Genomic DNA, 25,120 nt, shown 5'->3' with positions numbered 1-25,120 from the left:
AAATTAATTTTTTTTGTTGACTCTTTTAACTATAAATTCGAATAAATCATAAAAATTGTCAAAAAGGATATCGGATTCTTTTAAAAAATTAGTGATTTCACGACTTAATCTTTTTAAATTAGCTTTAAGTCCTGAACGATCAGCCACAAAATAAAACCCTTTATATTTTTTTATAATTTTTTGTAAAATAGTTGTTTTTCCTATTTGTCTTCGGCCATAAATTAAAGCGAATTCAAATTTAGAAGTTGATATTAAATTTTCTATTTCTTCTAATTCTTTTTTTCTTCCGATAAACATTTGATTCTCCTATTTATATTAATAAACAATTAAATAAACTAATATATTATATTATACATTTTTTATTTCAAATAAACTTAATTTTAAATTAAGTTTATTTGAAATTAAGTTTATAAAAATATTAATTTTTATACAAATTATTAAAATAAAAATATTTAAATATTTTCAGATTTTATATAAAACAATAACCATAATAAATAAATATAGAAAAGAAAAATTTACTATAAAATGTTATAATTTATATAATAAGATATTTTATTTAAAAATAGTTTATGGAAGGATAAATTTTTATTTATCAACATACTAAAAGAATTAAAAATTTGAAAAACATAATAGATTATAATCATTTTAAATTGAGTTTAATTTATGGGTGTACAAAAATAGAAAAAAGATTTTTAAAAAGAAATTAATAAACATACATTTTCTCATCTATAATCGTTTTTAATAAAACAAAATCAAAAAACATTCTAAATAAAATAGTTTTTTATTAGTGGGTAACATAAAAAACATAAATAATTTCAAAATAATATTACATTTAGAAGTAGATATTATCATTAAAACAACTCAAAATTTATGTTCTTTTAGAATGCAAATAGTCTAATAAAAAACATTTATAACAATTAGAAATAAAAAAATACATACAAAAAAATATTTTCTTATGAAAATATAATTTCAGTTTTTTTTCTAAACAAGGTTATTAAAAGGACATATTTTACAATAAAAAAATAATTTACTATATATTTCGGAATATTTATATTAAAATAAAAATAAAGATATATAAGATTTTCAATTCAATTTATAAAACATTTCGATAAATTATAAATAAATATTAATAATTTAGATAAAAAAATATACTATATTTTATATTTTGTAATATTCGGAAAATAAATAACATCAAATAATAAAAAAGGAAATATATTAAATGTATTCATATAATTTTAATAATATTATTAATTATTATAATAATTCTCATAAAGAAAAAACATATTTAAAATTTATTTTTTATTTTAAATATGTTTTATATTTTTTTCGAAAAAATAAATTAAATTTGAATCATTTGATGGTTTAATATGAAAAATAATAATTATCGTTTGTATTTTCCAATTTTTAAAAATCATAAAAAAAAATTTATTTATTTCGATTCTGCCGCAACTTCTTTAAAACCAAAAGAAGTTATAGACGCTATTTTTAATTTTTATAATTATAACGGTTTGAGTTATAAATCTTTTGGCCCCCTTTCTCTACAAGTTGAACAATTAATTCATGAAACTAGAAAACAAACAGCTCATTTTATTAATGCTAGTTGTGCAGAAGAAATTATTTTTACTAAAGGAACTACTGAATCTTTAAATTTATTAGCTCACATTTTAAGTCAAGATATTGAAGCTGACAGTGAAATTATTACTTCTGAATTAGAACATAATTCTTCTATATTACCTTGGATGAAAATTGCTAATCAAAAAAAAGCTAAATTAGTTTTTGTTCCATTGAACGAAGAAAACAAAATCACTTTTAGTAATTTTAAAAAAGTTTTATCTTCGAAAACTAAAATTGTAGCTTTAAATCACATTTCTAATACTTTTGGTTACGAAACTCCTATCAAAGAAATTATTCAAGAAGTTCGGAAAGTTCGAAAAAAAAAAGCTTTAATTATTTTAGATGCTGCTCAATCTGTGAGTTTTAAAAAAATAGATGTTCAAGATTTAGATGTAGATTTTATAGCTTTTTCAACTCATAAAATGTATGGTCCTTTTGGTTTAGGAATTCTTTTCGGCAAAAAGAATCTTTTGGAAAAGTATAAACCTTTTTTTATAGGTGGGGGTAATATTCAAGATGTTAATCATCACAATTTTACTATTCAAAATTTGCCATATAGTTATGAAGCAGGAACTCTGAATATAAGTAGTATTATCGCTTTTCAAAAAAGTTTAGAATTTATTCAAAGAATAGGATTAAAACAAATTCAACAACATAATAAACATATAATTGAGCAAATTACTTTTCAATTAAAAAAAATACCCCAAATTAAAATTTTTAATCCAAATGCGGATCATATTATTAATTTTAATTTAGGTAATATTCATCCTCATGATGTAGAAGAATTTTTAATATCTAAAAATATTTATGTTCGAACAGGAAAACATTGTGCAGATTTAGCTATTAAAAAAATAAATCAAACAAGTACAATTAGAATTTCTGTAGGAATTTATAATAATTATGAAGATATTGATATTTTAATAGATACATTAAAAAACATAAATAATTTTTTTAATTAATTTATCAAAAATAAGATTAATTCGAAATTTATTCTATTAAATACTAAAAATAATTGTTCTAAATTTATATAAATGTCGGAATTAAACAATTATTATTATATTTGTTTATATTATTTTTGTGAAATGTTTTTTTATAATTTTAAATTATTTAATAAAATAATAATATTTTATTTAAAACATATTGATATTATTTTTTACAATGAATAAATATATTCATTTTATAATATTAATTATATTACTTTTATCTGATAAAGATAGTAAAGTAGTTATTTTGTTTTTTAAAAGAAAAGATATTAAATTAATTTAAGAAATTTTTTCATATCTGTTGTGGATCTGTTGATTGGTAAAAGAATTTTATCTTGGTTCGTCGAATTATCTGTTTTGTCTACTTCAAAAATAGGCAATCCTTTTACTAATTTAATGTCTTCTGTTTTTGTTTATAAAAGTAATTATTTATTGCGAAAACAGAAAAAATGGCGCAACATAAACAAATTAAAGCAGTTAAAATTATTGAGATTTGATTTTTATTTTGGGTTGTCATTTGGATATTTTTTCTCTTTCTTTTTTTATTTTATCTTTTGTAGTTGATAATAATTTTTATAATAAATAAATTAATACTTATAATTATTACAAAAAAAAAAAAAAACAAATTTTACGTGTTTGAAAATAAAAATTAAAATTTATTGTTTTATTTTCTTATATAAAAAAATTTTTAGATTATTTTTTGTTTATTTTGTATATTACTATTTTAATTTAATCTCATTTTTGTATAAAAGAATTTTTAAAAATTAAATAATTTTTTAAAAAAATGATAAAAAAATAAAACCTAATCAATTAATGATTAGGTTTTATTTTTTTATATTAAATATAATTCACATTATTTTAAAATTTATTAAATTATTTATTTTAAAAAATTCTTTTTAATTTTATAATTTTTTGTTTAATTATTTTTAAAAAAGAGCGTTTTATTTATTTTAGATTGTTTTTAAACTAATAAATCTATCTCTTCTTTATTAATAGTTTCTTTTTCTAATAATAAATTAACTATTTTATCTAATAAAGATTTATTTTCTTTAATCACTTTTTGACATTCTTGATAACATTGATCTATTATTTTTTTAATTTCTGTATCAATCGCTTTTTTATCAGAAAAATCAGAATCTTGAGAAACACCTAAATCACTCATTCCATATTTAGTCACCATTAAACTAGCTATTTTAGTAGCTTGTTTAAAATCCTCACAAGCTCCATTAGAAACATCGTCAAAAACTAATTCTTCAGCTACTCTACCGCCTAAATAAGAAATAATATTCGCTAACATTCTTTTTTTAGAAGAAAAGAAAGTTTCTTTTTCAGGTAACATTAAATTATAACCACCAGCTGAACCTCTTGGGATAATAGTAATCTTTTGAACTTTTTGAGCGTGTTCTAATTTTAAACCAATAACGGCGTGTCCAGCTTCATGGTAAGCCACCATTTTTCTTTCTTCTTCTGTATATTTAATTGATTTTTTGGCTGGACCCATTAAAACGCGATCAATCGCTTCTTCTAAATCTTCCATAGTAATCATTTCTTTTTGATTTCTTACTGTTAAAATAGAAGCTTCATTTAAAACTGCTTCTAATTGAGCGCCACTCATACCTGGAGTTTGTTTCGCTAATTGATTAAAATTAATATCAGGAGAAATATTTTTATTACGAACATGAACTTTTAAAATAGCTTCTCTAGCTTTAACATCAGGTAGACCAACTATAAATTTGCGATCGAATCTTCCTGGTCTTAATAAAGCTGAATCTAACATATCCGCTCTATTAGTAGCTCCAACAACAATAATTCCTTTTGATTTAGTAAAACCATCCATTTCAGTTAAAAGTTGGTTAAGAGTTTGATCTGTTTCTTGAGATCCTCCTGAAAAACCACCTCTTTTACTACCTAAAACATCTATTTCATCAATAAAAAGAATGCAAGGAGAATGATCTTTAGCTTCTTTAAATAATTCTCTGACACGAGAAGCACCGACACCGACATATTTTTCAACAAATTCAGAACCAGCTACAGCGTAAAAAGGAACTCCAGCTTCACCAGCTAAAGCTTTCGCTAATAAGGTTTTACCTGTTCCTGGCGGCCCTTCTAATAAAACACCTTTAGGTATTTTAGCTCCTACGGAAGCATACTTTTGAGGTCTTTTTAAAAAATCAATTAATTCCTTCATTTCTTCTTTTTCTTCTTCATTGCCAGCAACATCTTCGAAAGTAAAATAAGATTTTTGTTTGGATGAAACTAAAGGATTGGAGTTTAATTTGCTAGATGTGTTTTTGATACTCATAAATATATAAAAGAAAAATAAAGTAGATGATATATTTCTGAAAAAATCATAAATAAAATCAGCAAATTTAGCAATTTGCAAACATATATCAAATGTGGTCGGAAAACATTCTAAATAAGATATTTTTAATAAAATTTTAATAAATAAATGAATGAAAACAAAATATATAAACAATTTTAAAAAATTTATTTTCTTAATCAGCCGTTTAAACAAAATAATTTCCTTTTCTTCCTATAAATATTTTTTTATTTATATACTTTTTATCTTTTTATATGTTTAAATCAAGTTACATGATAAACACTTTTATATAAAGGGCACAGATTTATTATATTCATAATTCGTTTCATCTTCAAAATCTTTTAATATATATTCATCAGATGGTCGCGAACCTTTTCTATAATATTTTATTATTTTGTTTTTTATTTTATTATCTTCATAATTATTATTTTCTTCTATTTTTTCTGTAAATGAAATATTCGGTTTAATAATTTCTTTCTTTATAATATTGTTGTTAACATATGAATAAGATATAATTTGTGTTATTTTGTGATTAACAGCGTTATATATCGTTTCTTTGATCAAAAGATTTTCATCATTATATTCGTTTATTTGATACGTTTTGATCGATATCGATAAATCACTTGGATTCAAATTTTTATTATTTAAGTTATTTTGTTTTGTACATTTATTATTTTGATATTCATAATTAAATACAAATGTTGTATTATTCACTTTTGCGGTTTTTTTAATCAATTTACCATTATCATCATATGTATAGTCAATGGTTTCGTAAGGAGGTTTATCTGCTTGGCCTTTGAAAAAACGCTCTTCTTTTTGTAATAAATTACGCGCATTATATGAATACTTTGATAAATCATCATCTTTTATTCTTGTTTTACTATTAGTCGTAAAAGACATTTTTCTAGATATCAATTGCCCTTGATCATTATAATCGTAAATAATATTTTGAATATCTTCTGTCGCTGGTTCATTTGGCAAATTGCTATTTTTCTGAATATCTTTTATAATTTCTGAAATAATTTTATTGTTTGATTTATCAAATTTTTTTTCATTTGTAATAGTTTGTTCTATAAACCCTTTTTTTATTTTATTAATAGATAAATCATAATATGCGGCAAGGTGTTGTCTTTGTTGTGTCTTTTGAGAATTTCTATTATAATCAATCAACAACAAAATCGTCAATATTAAAACCAATACAACAACACATGTAGAATATATAATAATTTTTTTGTATTTAATGAAATAATTTTTCAAATTCAATTTATATATAAATCCTTCTTTTTTTTATTTTTAATATATATATTATTTTTAATATATTATTAAATAATTTTACATTAAAAAAAACAAATTTAACAGTAAGTTAGAACTAGAGCCCAATATGATAATTAAAAAAATATTAAAAGGCAATGACCCAAAATAAAAGTATTTTTCAAAATCACCATCAAAAGCAATTCTCAAAAACTAATTACTAATAGTATAAAATATTTTTTTTATTTGTCAACAAAAAAACATAAAATATTAATTTTTTTTAATTTTTGTAAAGCGGAGCGAAAAAATTGCCTACAATAGGTTATTTATTTAAAAAAAATATTTATAAAAAAATAAGATCTTACATCTTATATCTTATATGTCTAGTTATCTAAATAAGATATTTTAATGATTTTTTTTAATTAGTCAAGTAATAATCTCAATTTTTTAAATATTTTTAAAAAGCCGCATTTAAGAGCTTTAAAATATAAAAAAGGACGACGGAAAGAAACCTGTTCGAAACAAGCTATATATGGTTAAGCGCGTTTTTAATATTTTACCCCCATAAAATATTAAACGTGGCCTTGTTGTTTTGCATAATCAATCGGCGATAAATAACCGTTCTTTTTGATTCTCCTTTGGTGGTTGTAATAAAATATATAATCATCTATTATTTTTATTACTTGTGGTTTAGTTAGTTTGTTTTTATTTTCTAAATAAAAACTTTCTAATTTTAAATTAGACCAAAATGACTCCATGCAAGCATTTTGTGAGGGTGTGGCTGGTTGTGAATAGCTGACCTTATATCCTTTTATCATTCAAGATTTGTTGATATTTTGGCGAACAATAAACCATACCTCGGTCGCTGTGAATAAAGCTCCCTTGATGCCCTTTTTGAAGTTGTTTGGCGGTGTCTATTATTAAATTAAGGGTTTGATGCTCCTTAATATGATAAGCGACGATTTGGCGGTTGTATAAATCTAATACCGCGGATAAATAAAGTTTTTGATTTTTACCATAATTTAAATAAGTGATGTCCGTACATAGTTTTTGGTTGGGCTTATCGCTTTTATATTGGTTTTGTAATAGGTTATGATAATTATTAGTTTTTTGTTCTTGGGGCTTTTGCCATGTCTTCTTTTTCATTTTGAGACGTTGGGATAAGAGATTTAAAACCTTTACATATTTATAAACTGTTTTAGGGTTCACTTTCATGTTTTGAGTTAATAATGTTTGATGAATGATACGGTAACCCCATCTTCTATTTCGTGGTTTGTTTTTGGGTTGTTGAGGTTGGTATGTCCCTTGATTCACAATTTCTTTTATCATTTTTTTTAATTTGTTTGTTTTTTCTTGTTGTTTAGTTTGTCTTTTAAAATAACCGTAATAAGTTGAAAATGATAAATTAATTAACTTTAAAAGATGATATAAAGGGTATTCGAAGGTTAAAGTTTGTATATGCTTTATGAAAGGCTGTTTATCTTTCAAAAGAGATAAACATTTTAAATGGTAAAAATTTTCATAACTTAAGGGGGAGAAAGTTTTTTTATAACTGCCTCCTGGTTTTCTTTGGAGTCTTGTGTATTCTCCTTGATTAAACCATTTTACCCATTGGTAAATACTATGTCGGCTTTTAATCTTTAAAACCTTTAATATTTGAGCTGTCGGAATCTCTTTTTTAGACATTTTAATAGCTTTTAATTTTGTTTTATATTTATATCGGTTATTCATAATTTGGCGATTTTATATTTAATTTGGTAATTTTATTTGTAAATTATAAGTTGTTTGTTGTTTTCTTGTTGTTTGATAACAAGGTTAAACAAAAACTGGGGTGATATTTAAGCAATAATGCGACAATATGCCAGTTATATGTTTGCATATTGCTACATTTTGCCACAAAGTTGTGTAAATATAAGTAAATATTAACAAAACTAAGCAAAACACGTGTAAGAGGTTGCATTTTAGTTGTTAAAATGAGATTTAAAGCACCATGCTAGTACCATTTTAGCACCAACTCAGATGTTAAATGAGTAAAAAACGCTCTTTTTTTAATAAAAATCAATAAAATTATCATTTTTTTAACAATAATTAACATAAAATAGTATTTTTTTATATTAAATTAATAAAAAATATTAATAAATTAAGGTTATTTAAGATAAATTAATATATATTTTTATTAACTAATTTTATTTTTTGAGCTTTAAAACCCTTTAAATGCATTTTCAAAGTATATATAAGTAATAAAATAATTTTATTTAATATTAATATCATATATTAATTAATCAAACATATTTTAAAGGGGTTGATAACATAAATAACATATATAAAAATTGCTTTTTATATGTTATTTTTAATATTTGTGGTCTTTGTGTTGTTGTAAGAAAGAATCATCCCATCGTGTTTCTTCGCCTTCTTTTTCCGGTATACTCTCGCCTGAAATAATCACACCTTCTTTATTGAATTTTAATATATGAGAATCACAAGTTTTCAAACGACACAACCAGGTACCTATTTCGATATTAATAAATTTCTCTTGTAATTTTATATTGTCTTTATCATATATAGTTATTAAATTAAATTTTGGGTATTTTCCGAGGATATACCAGCTTTCGCCATCTACGTCACATCTCCTATAAACATCATATTTATAAATCTCTGTCTTTTCTATCTCTTGATTGTCTATAACAAAATAATTAGCTTCTCCTACAATATCATCCCATTTATAAGTTTCTTGAACTGGTTTATATAATGTTGTATCATAATTCGTTTCATAATAAATTATTTTACTCACTTTATGGTCTCCATTTTTTGTAAAACCATAATGATGTTCTTCTGTTTTAATTTGTTTCTCTTGGTCGTATACCTCTTTTTTTAATGGATTGATACGCTGGCCTTTTCTATGATATATTTTATATTGTAATTGGGTTTTCGTCTCATCATAAAAAATATATTCTATATCAAAAAGAATATAACCGTGTTTTTTGACATCTAATATATCTTTTTGGATTTGCATAGCTGCTTGTATTTGTCTTTGATAAATTGGGTCATCTAATAATCTTTTATGCATGGTACGCGCTTGTTGATTTTTATATAAAGCATTTATAATCATAACAAACATAAATAATAATAAGCTAATTGTAATTATAAACTCTTTTAAACCATAAGCATTACCGAAGAGTCTTATAACCCAAACACGTTTATATTTTTCCTCTATTTTATTCTCTATTTGACTCTCTATTTGGTTCTCTTGTTTATCCTTTATTTGACTCTCTATTTTGTTCTCTTGTTTATTCTTTACGAACTTATTTAAAAAGTTCCACTTTTTGAATATGTTTGTTTTTTTATTTTCTATTTTTTCCTCTTTCTTTTCCTCTATTCGACTCTCTATTTTATCCTCTTTCTTACTCTCTTTTTTACTCATCATTAATAGTCCTTATAACACTTTCATTTATTTCTTTTTTAAAACCCCACATAAAACATATATTGACTATTATAACAAATAACCATTTAATTATTTTTATAATACCTAATTTATTTAAAATAAGTTTTAAGACGTTATTAACTATTTTCGCTGCATATATAAGTACAGATAAAAATTTTGTTCCTATTTTCATAAAAAAATCAATAACGATTAAAAAAATTTTTTTAAATAAAGTTAAAACAATCTGAGCTCCTTTGGCCGCTATTTTAAAAGCCTCGCTACCAGTATTAATAGCTCCTTTGGCTCCTCCAACAATTGCGCCAGTAATAGCTCCGGACGGACCACCTGCTGCGCCAACAGCGGCACCTTGAATACCTCCACGAATACCGCCACCAACAGAGGCGCCCACAACTGCCGTCGTACTTGTTATACCAACACCTGTCAAAGTCTCTTTATTAATAACTGTATATATAATATATTCACAAACAGTTTTAAAAATTTTAAAAAGATTTTCTAATAGACTTAAACAAAAAACGCCTATTTCTTTAAAAGTTATTAACGATGGAAACTTAGTTTCCAAACGATTCCACCACCATAAAAAAATAAAATAAAAACAATTATAAAAAATTAAACTAATAAATATCCAACCGACCTCATAGCCGAATATATAATGTGCTTGTTCGGTAAAAAAAGAAGTGATATATTAAATAAAAGAAAAACAAACCCACAATATATAAAGAAAAATATTGGCATGAATAAACCGCTTGACAAAAGGTTTTTAAAACATTAAACCAGTAATTAAAGTAAATAAGGTATTTAGACATCATCTTAAGCTTCCAACTCATACCTTACTATATCTTCAAACATATTCATTATCATATTATTGTCCTCTTTATTATCCTTCAATATAGATTGTATTTTTATATGAGGGTTTTTTAATTGTATTTTTAGTTTCAATAATGCCATTACTAGGATGTTTTGTTTATCATTATATTCGTCCCATGTTAGTGATTTACAATCTTTAAACTCACGCAATTGTTCTTCGGGTAATTCGCCGAGATTTAAGTATCCGTAAAACTTGCCTAAAATAACACCTAAATAATGAATTTCGCTGATCGTAGTTTCGTACTCATTCTTCATTGTTTGAATTTTTAGTTCCAAAAAGTTTTGCAAAGTCATGTCATTTAATTTTTGTTGCATTTTGTTACTTTTTTCTCTTTCTTCTTTTTCTCTTTCTTCTTTTTCTCTTTCTTCTTTTTCTCTTTCTTCTTTTTCTCTTTCTTCTTTTTCTCTTTCTTCTTTTTCTCTTTGTTCTTCTATTTCTTGTTGTTTTTTCTGTTCCTCTAGTTGTTTTGCACTTGGTTTTTTTAGTTGAGCGTCTATAAAGTCTGCTATTTCTGCGGGTATTGTCGGATTTGCACGGTATATATTGTTATTGTTTTTTTGTTTTACCAACATGTTTAGATATGCTTCAATAGTATCTTGTATTTGTCTCGCTTTTAATAGCAGTGAGTGATTTTTTCGTTGTAATATGCTATTACAATAGTTTTGTGCTTCTAAGTATATAGCCCATGTATTAACATAAGATGTTATATGTTGTTGTATTTCGTTATCATAAATTAGGTTTGCTATTTCTTGTTTTATTTCCTTTATGACGTCTGATAAAAAATTTAAATTTCTATTTATCCATATTTGTGCTTTTTTATCTTCTTCTTCTTGTTCCTCTTGTGTAAGTTCATTTGGTTTTTGTTGTGTTTGATTATTCTTTAATTGTTCTATTTCTTGTTGTTTCTCTTTTAATTGTTCTTTTAATGTTTTTATTTCATCTCTTAAAGCGGTATTTTCCCTATCTAAGTCTTTTACGCCTTGTTGTTCGGTTGCTAATTTTTCTTTTAAAGTATCGTTGTCTTTTGCTAATATTTTGTTCTTATCTTGTATAGCGTTTATTTCTTGTGGTAGTAATTTGTTTGTTTCCTCTTGTATTTGTTTATTTTGTGTTGCTTGCATATTTTTTCGCATTCTAAATGCAAATTATAAGCGGTCTTATACATTACAATAGTTAAACCAATAATTATAAAAGAACTAATAATAGTTCTTTTATAATTATTAAGAATATTTAACATTTTAGACATTTTTATATACCTCCTTTTTTTGGGTTATTTTTGTCTTAAAATTCTTTGTGGTTGTTTGTTCTCTATTTGGTTCTCTTGTGTATTTTCTTGTTTTCGTTTAGATACAATTATTCTTTTGCGATTTGTTTGATTCGCTTGCATATTTGCTTGTCCCGGGTTAAATACAATTGTTTGGTACTGTTTATTCTCTATTTTATTCTCTATTTTATTCTCTATTTTATTCTCTATTTTATTCTCTATTTTATTCTCTATTTTATTCTCTATTTTATTCTCTATTTTATTCTCTATTTTATTCTCTATTTTATTCAAATTGATTAATTCTTGTTCCATTTGTCTCATATTCAAATTACTATTAAAATTCTTATTTTCGTTTATATTGAATAAAATATTTTCAATTATTAATTCTAATTCTCTTTTATTAAGCTTTTCTATAATATTAATACGAGTCCGCATAATTGCTTTTATTTTCTTATTTGTGCTCTCGGTTGTCGTTATTATTAACCAAAACAACCATATTAAAAACAATAATATCAAAAGAACATTAATTATAAAAACCTTATAATATTTTTTATTTAGGCTTAATATATTTTCTATAAACATACAACATCTCTTACTCAAATAAATCGTCTATATTATCTAATGTTTCTGCGTATGTTGGTTGTGCGTCTATGTTAATTGTGGCTGGCGTTGCGTCTTGTTTAGCAAGTTGTTCGCCCCACTGTTTATTTCGCTCGTTTGGTTTGATAGTTATTTGTTGTCGTGTGATATATTCTTGAAACGTTTTATTAATGTCCTCTTGTACTGTGCGGCATTCTTCCAACGCTTTAATTTTCTCTTGGTGTTGTTTGATAACGTTCATTATATTTGGTTCTCGTGGTTCTTGTATCTTATGCTCTATTTTATCTTCTAATTTGGTATCAATGTCGTTTTTATCATAAGTTTTAAAATCAATAGCTTTTTTTACCATATCCAAAGCATCAATGGGAATTGTTCCATCATCAATCAAAGAACATAATTTATTAGCCAAAATGGACGGTTGTTTTAGTTTGTTTTTTTGAGATTCACGAACTATAAACACTCCTATTAAAGCCAAGATGACACCATAAATACCACTTGCCATATTGGTTGTTTGATGAGTATTTTGATTACAAAAAAGCTTTATTTCACGACTATAAACACCGAGGATATAAGATATTAAAGTGGCAATAATATAATATTTATATTTAGATATTAATGTTTTAAAAGACATATTTAAATTTCCTTTTTCTTTATTTCTTTTATTCATAAATTCACTTTCTTTAATTATTTAACTGAATCAATAGCCTTTTAAATTTATTCATTAAAAAAAACCGAACTCTTGAATACCTTGAAAAGCATATTGTTTTATTTTTTGATAATCCTCGAAAGGAATTTTAAAAAATATCCGGGTCTAATTTGATTTGTTCGGTTATCTCTACGAATTTTTGTTGTTTTTTCAAAAATAATAAATTATATACTTTGTTATTGTCTCCGTTTCGGTTCTTAATCATATATAAATCAATAATGGGTTCGTTCGTGATATTATCCTTGTATTTTTCCCAATTAGTTTCTATTTCGTCTATACTTTTCGGAACTAAAATTAAAACCATATCCGCGTCTTGTTCTATGGTTCCTGAATCTTTTAAATCACTTAAACGAGGAACCCTGTTTTTCCCTTTGTCGGATTCTCTATTTAATTGAGATAAACAAAAAATCGGGATATTCAAAAATTGAGCTAGTTTTTTTAATTTACGAGAGATTTTACGACATATCATATCGGGGATGATTTGTAAATAATCAATAAAAACGATATCCACTTTATTCTTTAAACAATAATTTTGTAATTCCTCTAAATTGTTTTTAACTTCCTCTTTGGACGCGATATTTAGCTGTTTCATTTTCTCACTGGCATTTTTAATAATGGCGTTTTCTTTCTCATTAACAGCCCCCAATTCAATTTTGCGTTTGGCTATCCCCGTCATCGCGCTTAACACTCTTAAATATAATTGTTCGGTACTCATTTCTAAACTGATAATAGCTACTTTTTTCTTTTTAGAAGCAATATTAAAAGCTAAATTCATCATTAAAGTAGTTTTTCCAACTCCTGGACGCGCTCCTAAAATAATTAATTCTTTTTTTCGAAAGCCTAAGGTATCATGATTTAATTTTTTAAATCCAGTATCAAGCCCTAATAAACCGTTTTTACTAGGGTTATCAATGGTGTCTTTAATAATATCATCCATAACATCTTTGGGAGTCCGAAAACTACTTATCATATCGTCATCTTTAATATCTTGTATTAAAATATTTAATGGTTGTATTGAGGCATCAGGAATCTCTTTTAATCCTTTTAAATAATTTATAAGGTTATCTTGAAATGTCAAAGGACGTTTAAGGGATTCTAAATAAGGTTTAAGAAAATCTTTAAATGTTGTATATTTCGTTTGAGTCAAAAACGTTTTCATTAATTCAAAAACATATCTCGTTTTTTTATCACTAAACTCAGTTAAAGAAATTTGATTCGCTACATTAGGAATCTCAGCGGGATTTAATAATAAAAACTTTAATAATTTTTGTTCTGATATAACGGTACTCATTTTTTCAATTCTCTCTCATATTCCGTTGTAAACTCTTTTAATAATTGTTTATATGCGGCGACGTGTTTATGCATATCCTCAATAAAATCCATATCTAAAAGGACTTTCTCCACATAATAATCTTGGTTATTAAAATACACCAAAAAATAAGCTTTTTTAAGACCAGCACAAAATAAACCACATTGCATTTGCGCTAAATAATAAGGTGGAATAATTTTATTTGTAAAAAAATCTTTCCACGCCGTGTTAGTTCTATTTAAAGGGCATTTGATTTCAAGCATTGTCTGCGATGGTTCATGATAACCATCTAACGACGCCGAATAAATCCCCTTTACAAACACGGCCGGCTGATAATCTCTTTTTGTTTTCGCGCAAAACCATAAATTGGCTAAGGGCTCGATACGTTTTCCGTGTTCCATGGCCTCATTACTCATAAAAGGCTATTTAAAAAGTTTTTTCTTTATTAAGTCGCCAACTGTCTCATAAGGATTTAAACCCATGATGGTTCCCACCTCGGAGGCGTTAATATAATTTTTACGGTGTTTAAACCATTCCCAAGTATTTTGTTTTAAATCAATTTTCATATTTTATTATCTTTCTTTAATTTGCCATACTTACATTGATATTTTGTTGTTTTTATATTTGTCATTTTAAAGTCTCTTTGTAAAATTAATTTAAATTATTTTTTATAATTTGTTAATAATGTTTTATTTATTTTTTATAATTTGTTAATAATGTTTTATTCTAAAAGAAATATTTTATAAGTCATTATAGCGAAACTTCCAGTTGAAATTAACTACGAAAAATACTGAATATATTTAAAAGGAATTTTGTAAGAATAGCAAATATAAAAAATCCAACAATAAAGGAATAAACCTAAAATAAAAATGATAAAGGCTATTAAATTCATAATGTATCCTTTTATTTTTCTTTAAATGGTGTTTTTTTCTCTTTAAATAACCATAAATGCATTAAAAATAACGTATCCGAAACCAAACTGACACAACAGTTAAATTTAGCTCCAAATTGAAAATCACAAAATAAAGTGATGTAATTACTAATCATAAAAAATATATAACTCAACGACAAACCGGCTTTGACTAATGTTGTTTTATTCAACATATACATTCCCTTAATAAATATTTTGTTTAAATTCGCGATAATTAGTAATAATGACTTCGAAGTTATCAATATTTTTTTTTTTTTTTGACGTTTGTTGTCGCTAACATATAATTAAAATTAAAACCTTGATAAAACTGTAATATTTCTTGTGTCGGATAGTTAGTAGTTAACCATTTAACGCCTCGAGCGTGCGCTCTCCTTAGGGCTTCGGCGAGTCTCTTTTGACTTCCTAAATCAAAATCCATGTCATACCACTCCGCGTTCTTATAAACATTATATTCTGTGTTTTATAAATTATTATAAGGAGCGTAAGGAGGGTCGCAAAATAAAAAGTCGTCTTTTTGAGCTTGATTAATTAAAATTTCGAAATCACTATTTAATAAACAAGATTAGGGTTTAAATAATAATTCTATTTGTTTCAATTTTTCTAAATTAAAAGAATTAAAATCACGTAAAATTTTCTTTTTTTCAAATCCGAAACTCATTTTTATATCACCATTAACTTTGAAGTTAAAAAAACCACGAAAGCTATGTTTGAATAAAGTATAAAATAAAGCGCCCTCGTTTTTGTTATTATATTTTTGTAATAATTTGTTAAAATTTTCACTATGATAAGAATTGATTTTTTTATTGGTTGGTATTTGTTGTGGGATCTCGTTATCAAAAATAAAGTCCTCATATTGGAGCGCCTTTTGATAAAAGAGGCTCGGATTAGCTATTATTTCGTTCCATATATTCATTAAATGAGGTTCATTGTCGCTGAGATAGGCCTTGTGGTCGGTCTTAAATCTAAATACAACGCACCGCCTCCTAAAAAGGGCTCGTAATAGGCTTTAAAATATGTAGGTATAAAAGTCCTTAACAAAGGTAGCATTTTTGTTTTGCCACCTATCCGATTTAAAGAAAAATTAATCGGTTCTATATTTTTTTTAATCATCATTTGTTGTTATTCCTTTAATGTTTATATGCTTAAATTAATTATTTTTTCTATAAATTATCAAAAAATTTTATAATATCAGTTTTATATATCCATGTAAATCTACTAGCGTTTAAAAGATTGTTTTTTTATTTCATTTAAATTAACAGGTTTATTTATATAAATGATTTTTTCAACTGGTTTATCTACGTAAACAGTAACTGGTTTTTCGATTTCTTTAATTGTTACAACTGGTTTATCTACGTAAATTATTTTCTCAGTTTCTTTGATTGTTTCAGGGCCTGGAACATTAATATAAACAGGTCCTTTATTTTTCTCAGTTGTTAATTCGTCTTGTAGCTGAGTTATTTTTGTTTCTAACTCGTTTATTTTCGTATTATCAACAACTTTAACCTCTTTGATTGTTTCTTTGGGTTTGGTGCTTAATTGTTGTTGTAAGGCTGTATTTGCATCTGTCAATTCTTTTATTTTAGTATCGTCTACAATTGTTTTAATTACCTCAACCTCTTTTATTGTTTCTTTGGGTTTGGTGCTTAATTGTTGTTGTAAGGTTGTATTTGCATCTGTCAATTCTTTTATTTTAGTATCGTCTACAATTGTTTTAATTACCTCAACCTCTTTTATTGTTTCTTTGGGTTTGGTGCTTAATTGTTGTTGTAAGGCTGTATTTGCATCTGTCAATTCTTTTATTTTAATATCGTTTACAATTGTTTTAATTACCTCAACCTCTTTTATTGTTTCTTTGGGTTGAATATCTTGTTGTTTTTGTCCTTGTTGTGGTCCTGGTTGTCTCTGAGCTGTTTCCTTTTTTTAAACAAATTTAATTTTTAAAATGACTCTTTAAGACTAAAAATTAATAGATAATTTCCTATCTTTTCAAACTAAGGAAATATTTTGTTGAATTAAAAAGTGTCTAAACTTTTTTTGATAATTCTTTAGTTTCAAAAGATATTTTTTTAATATTTTAACCCTTCACTATATAGTTAGGTAAAAAAAGTTAAAAACTCGTCAACAAAATGAAAGAAAATGATATTTTTTTTAAATTTTACTATTTTTAGGTAAAAAAAGCGCACTAAAGTAACCTTTTTCAAGGTTATATTATTTTATGTTCATTCAACTAAAAATTTATCTTAGTTTTTGAATATATTGAGATGGAGTTGAATGGTTTAATTTACTTAAAATCCACTTATTATTCCAAAATTTAGGAAAATGATTAATTAATTTTTTCATTTTATCAGGAGATTTTTGAAATAAAAAAGGATTTTGATGTTGTAAAATTGTTTTCATTTGGCCGAAAAAGTTTTCAATGATGGCGTTATCACGAGGGGTAGCTTTTCTTGACATGCTGATTAAAAAACCTTTTTTTGTTAAAGTTTGTTGAATTTTGAGCGATTGATAAACTTTTCCTTGATCGGAGTGAATGATACAAGGTTCTTTTAATTTTGGAAGTTTTTTAATAGTATTTAAAACTAAATCTTTATTTTGTTGGTTTGAAACATGTGAAGCAATTATTTGGTTGTTAAAAGAGTCGATAATACAAGAAAAATAGAGAAAACCTTGATTCGTTTTGAAATAAGTGATGTCAGTAAAGAGTTTTTGGAGGGGTTTGGTGGCCATAAAATCTTGATTGATTAAATTAGGAATTATTTGGAGATTATTTTTTAAATTATGGTAAGTAAAATTTTTTTTGATTCTTAAACGACAACTAATGTCGTTTTTTTTCATGATGAGATAAACTTTTTTCTTGGTGATGAATTCGTTAAAGATTTTTTGGTATAAATCAGTGATTTTCCGATGACCGTAAAAATATTGATAATGGAAACATAAAGCTTTAATCCGTTTTTGTTGTAACAGGTATTTTTCTTCTTTTTCTTTTAGTTTAGCTTTTATTTTCAACCAATAATAATAAGTACTTCTTTTAATTTGAATTGTTTTTAAAATGGTGGTTAAATTCAGGGTTTGATTGAATTGCTTAACTAAATGAAAAACCATTTTTTTATCAATTTTTTTAATTTTTTCAATCATTTTTTGTAATAATTTAATTTTTTGTTTTAATTTTTGCATCTTAATACCAATTATCTTTATAAATTATTTTAAATATATCAACTATTATAACTCTAAATAAGCGCTTCAGCGCGTGCATCTTTTTGTTTCATAGATAATAATCAATACTTGGGAAGGCAATTAATTTAAAAATTAAAGTTGATTTAATGATTGAAATAAATTAAAAAAATAAAATTACTAAAAAGAGGTTTTTATGATATCGATAAATAATAATGATATAAAAAATGATAATGCGATAATATCAAATATCGAGTATCATTATCATTATCGATATAAAATATCAAATATCACTCCTTCAATGAGTTAATCTTTATATAGATTATTTTCAAAGTCAAATTGTCATAAAAGTGTCAGTGAAGTGTCATAAAAGCGTCAATAAAGTGTCATAAAAGCGTCAATGAAGTGTCATAAAAGTGTCATTCTTGTTGTTTAGGTATATATTTATATTTGGGATGTAGCTTTTTAACCCGATAACCTTGTTTATCTTTTGTTAAAAAAGATTGAATGTATTTTAAATCTTCTTGGCGATAATAGATGATGTTTAACCCTTTCTTATAGTTTGTTTTTATGGGTTTATGATATTTATCCAGTTTTTGAGGGTCTAGTTGGTATAATTGTAAGTTTTCTAGTTTATGAAGATTGATTTTGCCAATTAATTTTTTGATGATATTTTTAGATTCATTTTTATAATTGATTTGGAAGATATTAAATAGGTATTTAAGGGAGTTATTTTGTCTTTTAAGCGGGGTTAAATCAGAAAGTAATAGTTTGCTATTACTAGAAGAAAAATTATCATTAATTAAGGTGATTTTTGTTTGTTTCATTTCTTCTAAGATTTGAGGATCGACGAAGAGAGTTTGGTTTTTGGGACGGTAATTAGCTTCTTGGTAAGTATTTTTCTTTTTGGAATGAGCAATAATAGTGAGATTAATTAAATCTTCTTTTAATATTTTTAAAAATTTTTTAATTTGGGTTAAATCATTAGGGGTGGTTTTTGTGTTCCAGCCCCCGATTCTAATTTCTTGACTAGTGTCGTTTTTCATTTCTTTTCTCCTTTTGTTTGGTTTGTTATAAAAATAAAAAACCCCGAATTTGCGAAAAATAAAATCGCAAAATTTAGGGTATATGCGCTTATTTTGGGGTATGTTGATATATTTATATGTGTAGATGTTATATATTTTGGTGTAAAAAAATAATTTAATTAATTACTTCAACTTTGTCTTCGCCAAAGAAATGAACCGCTAAATCGACGATGATTTTCTTTTTGGCCTCTTCATAAGTAATATATGGAGCTAAAAAACATTTTTGATATGCTTCTTTTCCGTATTGACCGATTAAATCATCGACATCTTTACAAGTTTGATCATAAGGGGGTAGAATTCTTCTAATTTCATAAGGGATTTCTTGTAAGGTTAGTTGTTCTCCTAAGGCTTCGCTTCGTTTTCGGCCTGTTTCGTCATTATCTAAGGCAATAATTACTTTGATATTTTCTTTTTTTAGAATTTCTATTTGTGATTTAGAAAGTAGTTGAGTGACACAAATGAGACCGACAACGTTTTTAATATTGTTTTGCCAACAACTAATGACATCGAAAAAACCTTCATGAATAATGATGGTTTTCGTTTGTTTAATAAAAGGTAATGCTTCAAAAAAACGATAACTGAAATGAAAAGTAGGTGTTTGACTAAAATTATTGAGGGATTTATATTTAGGTTGGAAATAAGAAACTTCGCGAAAATGGTTTTGATAAAAATGAAAAGTTTGATGATAACCATTTTCAATGGGGATAATAATTGAACCATGGAAAGTATCATGATAATATTTTTTTCTTTGTTGATTAGTTTTTTCTTTGATAAAACCATATTCTAATAATTTATCGATATTAATATTTTTCTTTTGACAGTAATTTACTAACCGAAAAGATAAAGGTTTATCAGATAATGGGGCATAGCCTAGTTTAAATTCTTTAATAGTTTCTACAGTGAGTTTTCTTTTTTGAGTTAAATATTCTATTCCTGGTTGGCTTTCGTTGTTGCGATTAATGGTTAATAAATAATGATAATAATCTCTAATTTGGTTGAATAAGGGTGAGATTTTTTTAAATAATTGTTTCTTTTTGATATTAATTTCCTGTTCGTCAACTGGTTGTTTTGGTTTAATTGGATGATATGGTTGTTGAAAAGGGTTAGTAGTTGTTTGCGTTGTTTCTTTTTCTTGTTGGATTAAGGTTTTAAATTCGAAAGAATTCATAAATCCTTCTATTCTTTGAATCGCTTTAGAAAAAGATTTAATTTGACGGATAGTCATATAAACATCAATCAGATCGTAATCTCGACCACATTTCCAACAATGAATTTTGTTAGTAGAAGTGAAATGACAACAAGTAGGATTGTTTCCTTGATGAATGGGACAAGGGAAACGATATTTGGGGTTGAAGTTTGGTGGTATGATATTTAATTTTTTTAATAAAACTGACATGGGGAAATGAATTTGGATGTGTTTTATTTTTTCTTGATAATTCATTGATAAATTCCTTAATAATTTTCTAATAGATAAGGTAAGATATAACCTATTTCTTGAAAGGTTTGGGTGGTCATTTCAAAGTGATAAACTAAGTTTTTTTTAGTACCACTTCGATTCTTTTTAATAGATAATTCAATGATTTTTTGAGATTCATTGTTTTTTGATGCTAAATATAATTGATTACAATTTTGATTATAGATATTCAAAGGTTTTTCTTGGTCTTTGGATAGTTTGGGTTGGAATTCAGACATCATTAAGACGATGTCGGAGTTGGTTTCGATACCACCACTTCCTTTTAAAGCGGTGATTTCAGGGGATTTTCCTTGGTAATGGCTATAAGTATCTCTCGAAAATTGTGAGAGAATGATAATAACGATGTTTAATTCCATGGCTAATTGTTTGAGTTTAGTCATAATTTCGTCAATGGCTAGACGGTCATTTTCTAAATGATTTGTGGCTTTTGTAATTTGAAGATGATCGATGACAATCATTTCAACTTTTTTTTCTAAATGAAGGCGATAAACTAAATCAATGATATAATCAATGTTTTTACTTTTGTCATAACTAAACGATAAATTAATGTTAACAAAAAATTGTTTGGCTTGTTTCATCCTTTCCGTGTATTTGAGTAGTGTGATGTTTAAATCTTTCAAATTTTTATCTAAAATAACATCTAGAGGAATTTGAGTTTGGTGGGCTAATAATCGACTTAAATTTTCTTCTAAGGTCATTTCATAAGAAAAAACTAACATATGGGGATAATGTTTAGTTTCTTGATGTTTGGTTTTGGCGATATCTAAAAGAAGATTGTAGACAAAAGTGGTTTTACCTAATCCAGTATAGCCCCCAATGGTGATGATTTGACTTTTTTTAAATCCTTTTGTGGCTTGATTTAAGCCTCGGAAAGTTTTTGATAAGCGGTAATATTCTTCTTGGATTTTTTGTTTGGATTGTTGATCGGTTTTAAAAAACTCAGGATGACAAGAGGACATTTGATTTAAAGTTAATAAGGTTTGGTCTGATTTGTGAGGAATCAAAGTCATAAATTTTCTTAATTTATCAAAGATTTCTTGGTAATATAAGTTTTTAGTGTAAGGATCTTGATTTTCAAAAGAAGGACTAATAAATTTTAAGAGTTGTCGGAACAGTTTTTCTTGGGTATAGGTATGTTTTAAGTTATCTAAGAAATTAAGGTTATTTTCCTTACTAAAATCATCACTTAAAAAAGATAATGATTCTTTAGTAAAGTTATCTTGGGGGAAATAGGTTTGAAGATAGGTGAGTAATTCTTCGATTATCTCATTTTGAGACTTTATTTTATCAAAGGGATGATTAGTTATTTTTCCTAAAGTTAAATATTTTAAGGCCTGAAAGATTTTTGTATGTTGTTTATCTAAAAAAGATTGTGGATCAATGAGCTGAAAATAAAAACTTAATTGTTCAGCTTTATTTTGGTTCATATAGGAAATGATTTGTTTTAACGCTTTTTGTTCGTTGGTTAACATTTTATATTAAATCCTTTTTTATTTTTTTAATGATGTTGATGTTAGAAAAAGGGATGAATTGACGGGTAATTAAGTTTTGTAAGAAATTGTTGGCTGAATTGGAAAATAAGTTAATTACTTGATTAATGCCTTGGATTTTTCCTTGGTTGATTTTATTGTTTAGTCTTTGAGTTTCTGGTTCGTTGTTGATTAATAAATAAAACTCAAAACGAGTATCTAATTTTTTGAGTTGTTGGGCCTCTATCATGGCTTGTTTATAGCGTTCACGAAGACATGTTTTAAAATTAAAAGCGATGATTCTTTTCTTTTTAGTAAATAAAACTAAATCAAATTTAATGTCAGGGATAAAAAATAAATTTACTTGAGGGTATAAATTAGTGATTCCTTTATTGTTTAAGTATAATAAAATTAAATATTCATTGATTTTACCACAAATGACTTTTTGACTTTGAGAGTTGATGTTATTTTGGTTAAAATAATGGTTTAATTGTTGGTAATTGGTTTTCATATACTTGTCAACAGAAAGATTAAAGGTAGTTTTTTTAAAAAAACATTTTAAGATTTCCACAGTTTGGATATTAGTATTAAATTGTTGAATATTAAAAAAATCTTGGTTATTTAACATTTGATATTCCTTTCTTTAAATAAAAAAAACCTTTAAATTAAGGTCTTTTGTTGGTTTTTTTAGTTTTAAAAATTCTTTTTGTTTTCCAGGTAATGATGCCATCTTTATGAATGGTTTTGATTTTTCCATTAGAAAAATAGATGTAAGTATTGCCATTTTGGCAGGTCTTTTTAGTTATGATCGCCATTTGATAGTACTCCTATTTGTTTAATAATTTGTTTGACATTAGATTTGATAGAATCACTTCCGTTTAAAATTAATTTATTAACTCCACTAGTATAATGAGTGATATAATGATCATATCCTTGGCGAACATTTTGAAAATAAGTTAATGATTGTCTTTCAATGAGATCTCTTTGATGGTTTTTTTGATTTTTCTTTCTGGTTCTTCCGATAAGAGGGTCAATGTCTAAATAAATTAATAAATCAGGTTTTTTTAAGATAGTTTCATGATTTATCTTAAAGATCTTTTTTAAAGGTAAAAGTTGTTTCTTTTCCTTAGAAAAGGGAAATAATTGATAAGCATAAGTAGATGGTAACCAACGGTCTAAGATAATTAATTGGTTATTTTTTAATTGAGGAACAATTAATTCCGCTTGGATTTGAGACATATTAGCCAGACTTAAATAAAAACGAGTGATATAATCTACTTGTTGAAAATTTAAAAATAAATCTCTAATTTCCTTCCCAAGTGAACTACTCCCTAAACCTTGATACAGTTGATGAGGGGTTTTTAATTGGGGTTGAAGGGCGTGAATAAGAGAAGTTTTTCCACTCCCGTCAAGTCCTTCGAAAACGATTAATTTCATGATTGATTTCTCCTTTAATTTTCAATTTGGGTATAAAAAAAAGACCTTCAATTTGAAGGTCTAAAAGTATGAATTAATTATTTGATTTTGCTTAATTGTTTTAAATAAGTGGTTTTTTCTAATTCGTTTTTGGCTTTGGTTAAAAGAGTTAAGTATTTTTGACTATCTTGAATCATTTTGGTAATAAAATTATTGTCTAAGTAAATTCTGACTACATGATAATCATTATCATTAAAATAAACTAAAAAGTAGGCAAATGTTGCTTGGGAACAATAAAGTTGGCATTGTACTTGGGCCCAGTAGTATTGAGGGATATGTTCGAGTTGAGGATGAGTTAAAAACTGAGTCCAAGTGGATGATATTGCTTGGTTTTCGTTCACAAAAGGACATTTTATTTCTAAAACGATTTTGTTTTGTTCGTTGTAACCATCCAAAGAAGCAGAAAAAAGATTAACCTGATCGTCAGTAAAAATAGTATCTTCAAAAATTAGATTAGTCTTGTTAATAAAAAATTGACGTGCGATTGGCTCCATTTTTTGTCCATGAAGAGTATATTGATTGGAAGTAAAAGTCGTGCCAAAGAGTTTATCATGGACTAATTGTTCCATGGAACGAAAGGGATCTAATCCCGTAATGGAGGCGATTTCGGAGGCGTTGATGTATTTTTTGCGGTGTTGGTACCACGCTCTCGTCCTTTGGTTTAAATTACTAATTTGCATTTTTATTTTTCTTCTTTCTTGAATATTTTTTTAATTAATAATATCAAATATTTACCTAAATAATAAAATAAACGGAAAAGGTAATAAATAGTTTTAATGATAAAATCAATTAAATATAATAAATGAGGGATAAATAATAAAATAATTATTAATAAACCCAAGTTTAACCATTGATTTTGATAAATAAGAAAATAACTACTTATTTTATGAAGAATATTATTTAACTTAGTTAACCAAGTATTAAATAGATTCAACATGATAATTTGAATTCTTCGTGGTTAAATATTGATAAAATTGCACCACTATTCCTTGTTTTAGTTGGCGAATACTTAGTTTGACAGTGCAAAGATAGAATTTAATGACATAATAAATGGTTATCAATGGAATAAGTGAAAATAAGGTAATGATTAAAAAGATGAGATTACTGGGTAAAGATTGAAAGAGTTTTTTTATTAACATAGTTTTTTTTCCTTTCCAAGG

27 protein-coding genes and 1 pseudogene are annotated in these 25,120 nt (G+C 25.6%); 1 reads left to right on the top strand and 27 read right to left on the bottom strand.

Features of this window, described 5'->3' with window-relative positions; all coding sequences use genetic code 11:
• Positions 1 to 3: 3 nt before the first annotated feature.
• Complete coding sequence (locus CWO85_RS01030) at positions 4 to 297, bottom strand: ATP-binding protein (RefSeq protein ID WP_121463849.1); 294 nt, start codon at positions 295 to 297, stop codon at positions 4 to 6.
• 1,070 nt (positions 298 to 1,367) lie between these two features.
• On the opposite strand from CWO85_RS01030, the gene CWO85_RS01025 reads away from it, so the two are divergent.
• On the top strand, positions 1,368 to 2,573 hold the full coding sequence (locus tag CWO85_RS01025) for an aminotransferase class V-fold PLP-dependent enzyme (RefSeq protein ID WP_121463848.1): 1,206 nt from the start codon (positions 1,368 to 1,370) through the stop codon (positions 2,571 to 2,573).
• A 985-nt stretch (positions 2,574 to 3,558) separates the two neighbouring features.
• Here CWO85_RS01025 and ftsH read toward each other — a convergent pair.
• The 26 genes and pseudogenes from ftsH to CWO85_RS00900 form a co-directional block, all read right to left on the bottom strand.
• Positions 3,559 to 5,112: an ATP-dependent zinc metalloprotease FtsH gene (gene ftsH, locus CWO85_RS01020; RefSeq protein ID WP_236628337.1), complete on the bottom strand. Its 1,554-nt coding sequence runs from the start codon at positions 5,110 to 5,112 to the stop codon at positions 3,559 to 3,561.
• Positions 5,113 to 5,202: 90 nt separating this feature from the next.
• On the bottom strand, positions 5,203 to 6,180 hold the full coding sequence (locus CWO85_RS01015; protein WP_121463847.1) for a hypothetical protein: 978 nt from the start codon (positions 6,178 to 6,180) through the stop codon (positions 5,203 to 5,205).
• 560 nt (positions 6,181 to 6,740) lie between these two features.
• Positions 6,741 to 6,926, bottom strand: coding sequence for an IS3 family transposase (locus CWO85_RS01010; RefSeq protein WP_236628336.1), 186 nt, complete (start codon positions 6,924 to 6,926; stop codon positions 6,741 to 6,743).
• 43 nt (positions 6,927 to 6,969) lie between these two features.
• Positions 6,970 to 7,899 carry an IS3 family transposase gene (locus CWO85_RS01005; RefSeq protein ID WP_121463845.1) on the bottom strand — a complete coding sequence of 310 codons (930 nt, stop codon included), beginning with the start codon at positions 7,897 to 7,899 and terminating at the stop codon, positions 6,970 to 6,972.
• Positions 7,900 to 8,518: 619 nt separating this feature from the next.
• Positions 8,519 to 9,592 (bottom strand): hypothetical protein, encoded by a 1,074-nt coding sequence (locus tag CWO85_RS01000; RefSeq protein WP_152031100.1) that lies wholly within the window; start codon positions 9,590 to 9,592, stop codon positions 8,519 to 8,521.
• Complete coding sequence (locus tag CWO85_RS00995) at positions 9,582 to 10,169, bottom strand: hypothetical protein (protein ID WP_121463843.1); 588 nt, start codon at positions 10,167 to 10,169, stop codon at positions 9,582 to 9,584. Before CWO85_RS00995 ends, CWO85_RS01000 begins: the two co-directional genes overlap by 11 nt.
• A gap of 248 nt (positions 10,170 to 10,417) precedes the next feature.
• Entirely contained in the window at positions 10,418 to 11,596 is a 1,179-nt protein-coding gene (locus CWO85_RS00990) for a hypothetical protein (RefSeq protein WP_152031099.1), read from the bottom strand.
• Positions 11,533 to 11,721: a hypothetical protein gene (locus tag CWO85_RS03580; RefSeq protein ID WP_152031098.1), complete on the bottom strand. Its 189-nt coding sequence runs from the start codon at positions 11,719 to 11,721 to the stop codon at positions 11,533 to 11,535. The genes CWO85_RS00990 and CWO85_RS03580 overlap by 64 nt, the downstream gene beginning before the upstream one ends.
• Positions 11,722 to 11,745: 24 nt before the next feature.
• A complete protein-coding gene (locus CWO85_RS03610) occupies positions 11,746 to 12,174 on the bottom strand; it encodes a hypothetical protein (RefSeq protein ID WP_161554971.1) in 429 nt (142 codons plus the stop codon).
• 157 nt (positions 12,175 to 12,331) lie between these two features.
• Entirely contained in the window at positions 12,332 to 12,970 is a 639-nt protein-coding gene (locus CWO85_RS00980) for a hypothetical protein (protein ID WP_161554970.1), read from the bottom strand.
• A gap of 163 nt (positions 12,971 to 13,133) precedes the next feature.
• Positions 13,134 to 14,336, bottom strand: a complete 1,203-nt coding sequence (locus CWO85_RS00975) for a replicative DNA helicase (protein ID WP_121463840.1) — start codon at positions 14,334 to 14,336, stop codon at positions 13,134 to 13,136.
• A complete protein-coding gene (locus tag CWO85_RS00970) occupies positions 14,333 to 14,770 on the bottom strand; it encodes a lambda-exonuclease family protein (protein ID WP_236628335.1) in 438 nt (145 codons plus the stop codon). The genes CWO85_RS00975 and CWO85_RS00970 overlap by 4 nt, the downstream gene beginning before the upstream one ends.
• A gap of 6 nt (positions 14,771 to 14,776) precedes the next feature.
• Entirely contained in the window at positions 14,777 to 14,920 is a 144-nt protein-coding gene (locus CWO85_RS03745) for a hypothetical protein (RefSeq protein WP_236628334.1), read from the bottom strand.
• A 337-nt stretch (positions 14,921 to 15,257) separates the two neighbouring features.
• Entirely contained in the window at positions 15,258 to 15,458 is a 201-nt protein-coding gene (locus CWO85_RS00965; protein WP_121463839.1) for a hypothetical protein, read from the bottom strand.
• 65 nt (positions 15,459 to 15,523) lie between these two features.
• Positions 15,524 to 15,703 (bottom strand): DNA adenine methylase, encoded by a 180-nt coding sequence (locus tag CWO85_RS00960; RefSeq protein WP_121463838.1) that lies wholly within the window; start codon positions 15,701 to 15,703, stop codon positions 15,524 to 15,526.
• A 42-nt stretch (positions 15,704 to 15,745) separates the two neighbouring features.
• Positions 15,746 to 16,332, bottom strand: a pseudogene (locus CWO85_RS00950) (DNA adenine methylase).
• Positions 16,333 to 16,500: 168 nt separating this feature from the next.
• On the bottom strand, positions 16,501 to 17,076 hold the full coding sequence (locus CWO85_RS00940; RefSeq protein WP_121463835.1) for a hypothetical protein: 576 nt from the start codon (positions 17,074 to 17,076) through the stop codon (positions 16,501 to 16,503).
• Positions 17,077 to 17,520: 444 nt separating this feature from the next.
• Entirely contained in the window at positions 17,521 to 18,459 is a 939-nt protein-coding gene (locus CWO85_RS00935) for an IS3 family transposase (protein WP_121463834.1), read from the bottom strand.
• A 416-nt stretch (positions 18,460 to 18,875) separates the two neighbouring features.
• Positions 18,876 to 19,502, bottom strand: a complete 627-nt coding sequence (locus CWO85_RS00930; RefSeq protein WP_121463833.1) for a phase variable surface lipoprotein — start codon at positions 19,500 to 19,502, stop codon at positions 18,876 to 18,878.
• Positions 19,503 to 19,656: 154 nt separating this feature from the next.
• A complete protein-coding gene (locus CWO85_RS00925; RefSeq protein WP_121463832.1) occupies positions 19,657 to 20,982 on the bottom strand; it encodes a toprim domain-containing protein in 1,326 nt (441 codons plus the stop codon).
• An 11-nt stretch (positions 20,983 to 20,993) separates the two neighbouring features.
• The gene (locus tag CWO85_RS00920) at positions 20,994 to 22,487 is read right to left on the bottom strand and encodes a replicative DNA helicase (RefSeq protein ID WP_121463831.1); all 1,494 of its coding nucleotides are present in this window, start codon (positions 22,485 to 22,487) and stop codon (positions 20,994 to 20,996) included.
• A 1-nt stretch (position 22,488) separates the two neighbouring features.
• Positions 22,489 to 23,112, bottom strand: coding sequence for a hypothetical protein (locus CWO85_RS00915; RefSeq protein WP_121463830.1), 624 nt, complete (start codon positions 23,110 to 23,112; stop codon positions 22,489 to 22,491).
• Between the two features lie 37 nt (positions 23,113 to 23,149).
• On the bottom strand, positions 23,150 to 23,299 hold the full coding sequence (locus CWO85_RS03705) for a hypothetical protein (RefSeq protein WP_201736602.1): 150 nt from the start codon (positions 23,297 to 23,299) through the stop codon (positions 23,150 to 23,152).
• Positions 23,283 to 23,921, bottom strand: a complete 639-nt coding sequence (tmk, locus tag CWO85_RS00910; RefSeq protein WP_121463829.1) for a dTMP kinase — start codon at positions 23,919 to 23,921, stop codon at positions 23,283 to 23,285. Before tmk ends, CWO85_RS03705 begins: the two co-directional genes overlap by 17 nt.
• Positions 23,922 to 23,998: 77 nt before the next feature.
• The gene (locus tag CWO85_RS00905; protein ID WP_121463828.1) at positions 23,999 to 24,640 is read right to left on the bottom strand and encodes a YqaJ viral recombinase family nuclease; all 642 of its coding nucleotides are present in this window, start codon (positions 24,638 to 24,640) and stop codon (positions 23,999 to 24,001) included.
• 2 nt (positions 24,641 to 24,642) lie between these two features.
• Complete coding sequence (locus CWO85_RS00900) at positions 24,643 to 24,897, bottom strand: hypothetical protein (RefSeq protein WP_121463827.1); 255 nt, start codon at positions 24,895 to 24,897, stop codon at positions 24,643 to 24,645.
• Positions 24,898 to 25,120 lie beyond the last annotated feature (223 nt).

Origin of the sequence: Candidatus Phytoplasma ziziphi, from assembly GCF_003640545.1 — a bacterium.
Lineage (GTDB): Bacteria > Bacillota_I > Bacilli_A > Acholeplasmatales > Acholeplasmataceae > Phytoplasma > Phytoplasma ziziphi.
This window is presented reverse-complemented; position numbering and strand designations above follow the sequence as displayed.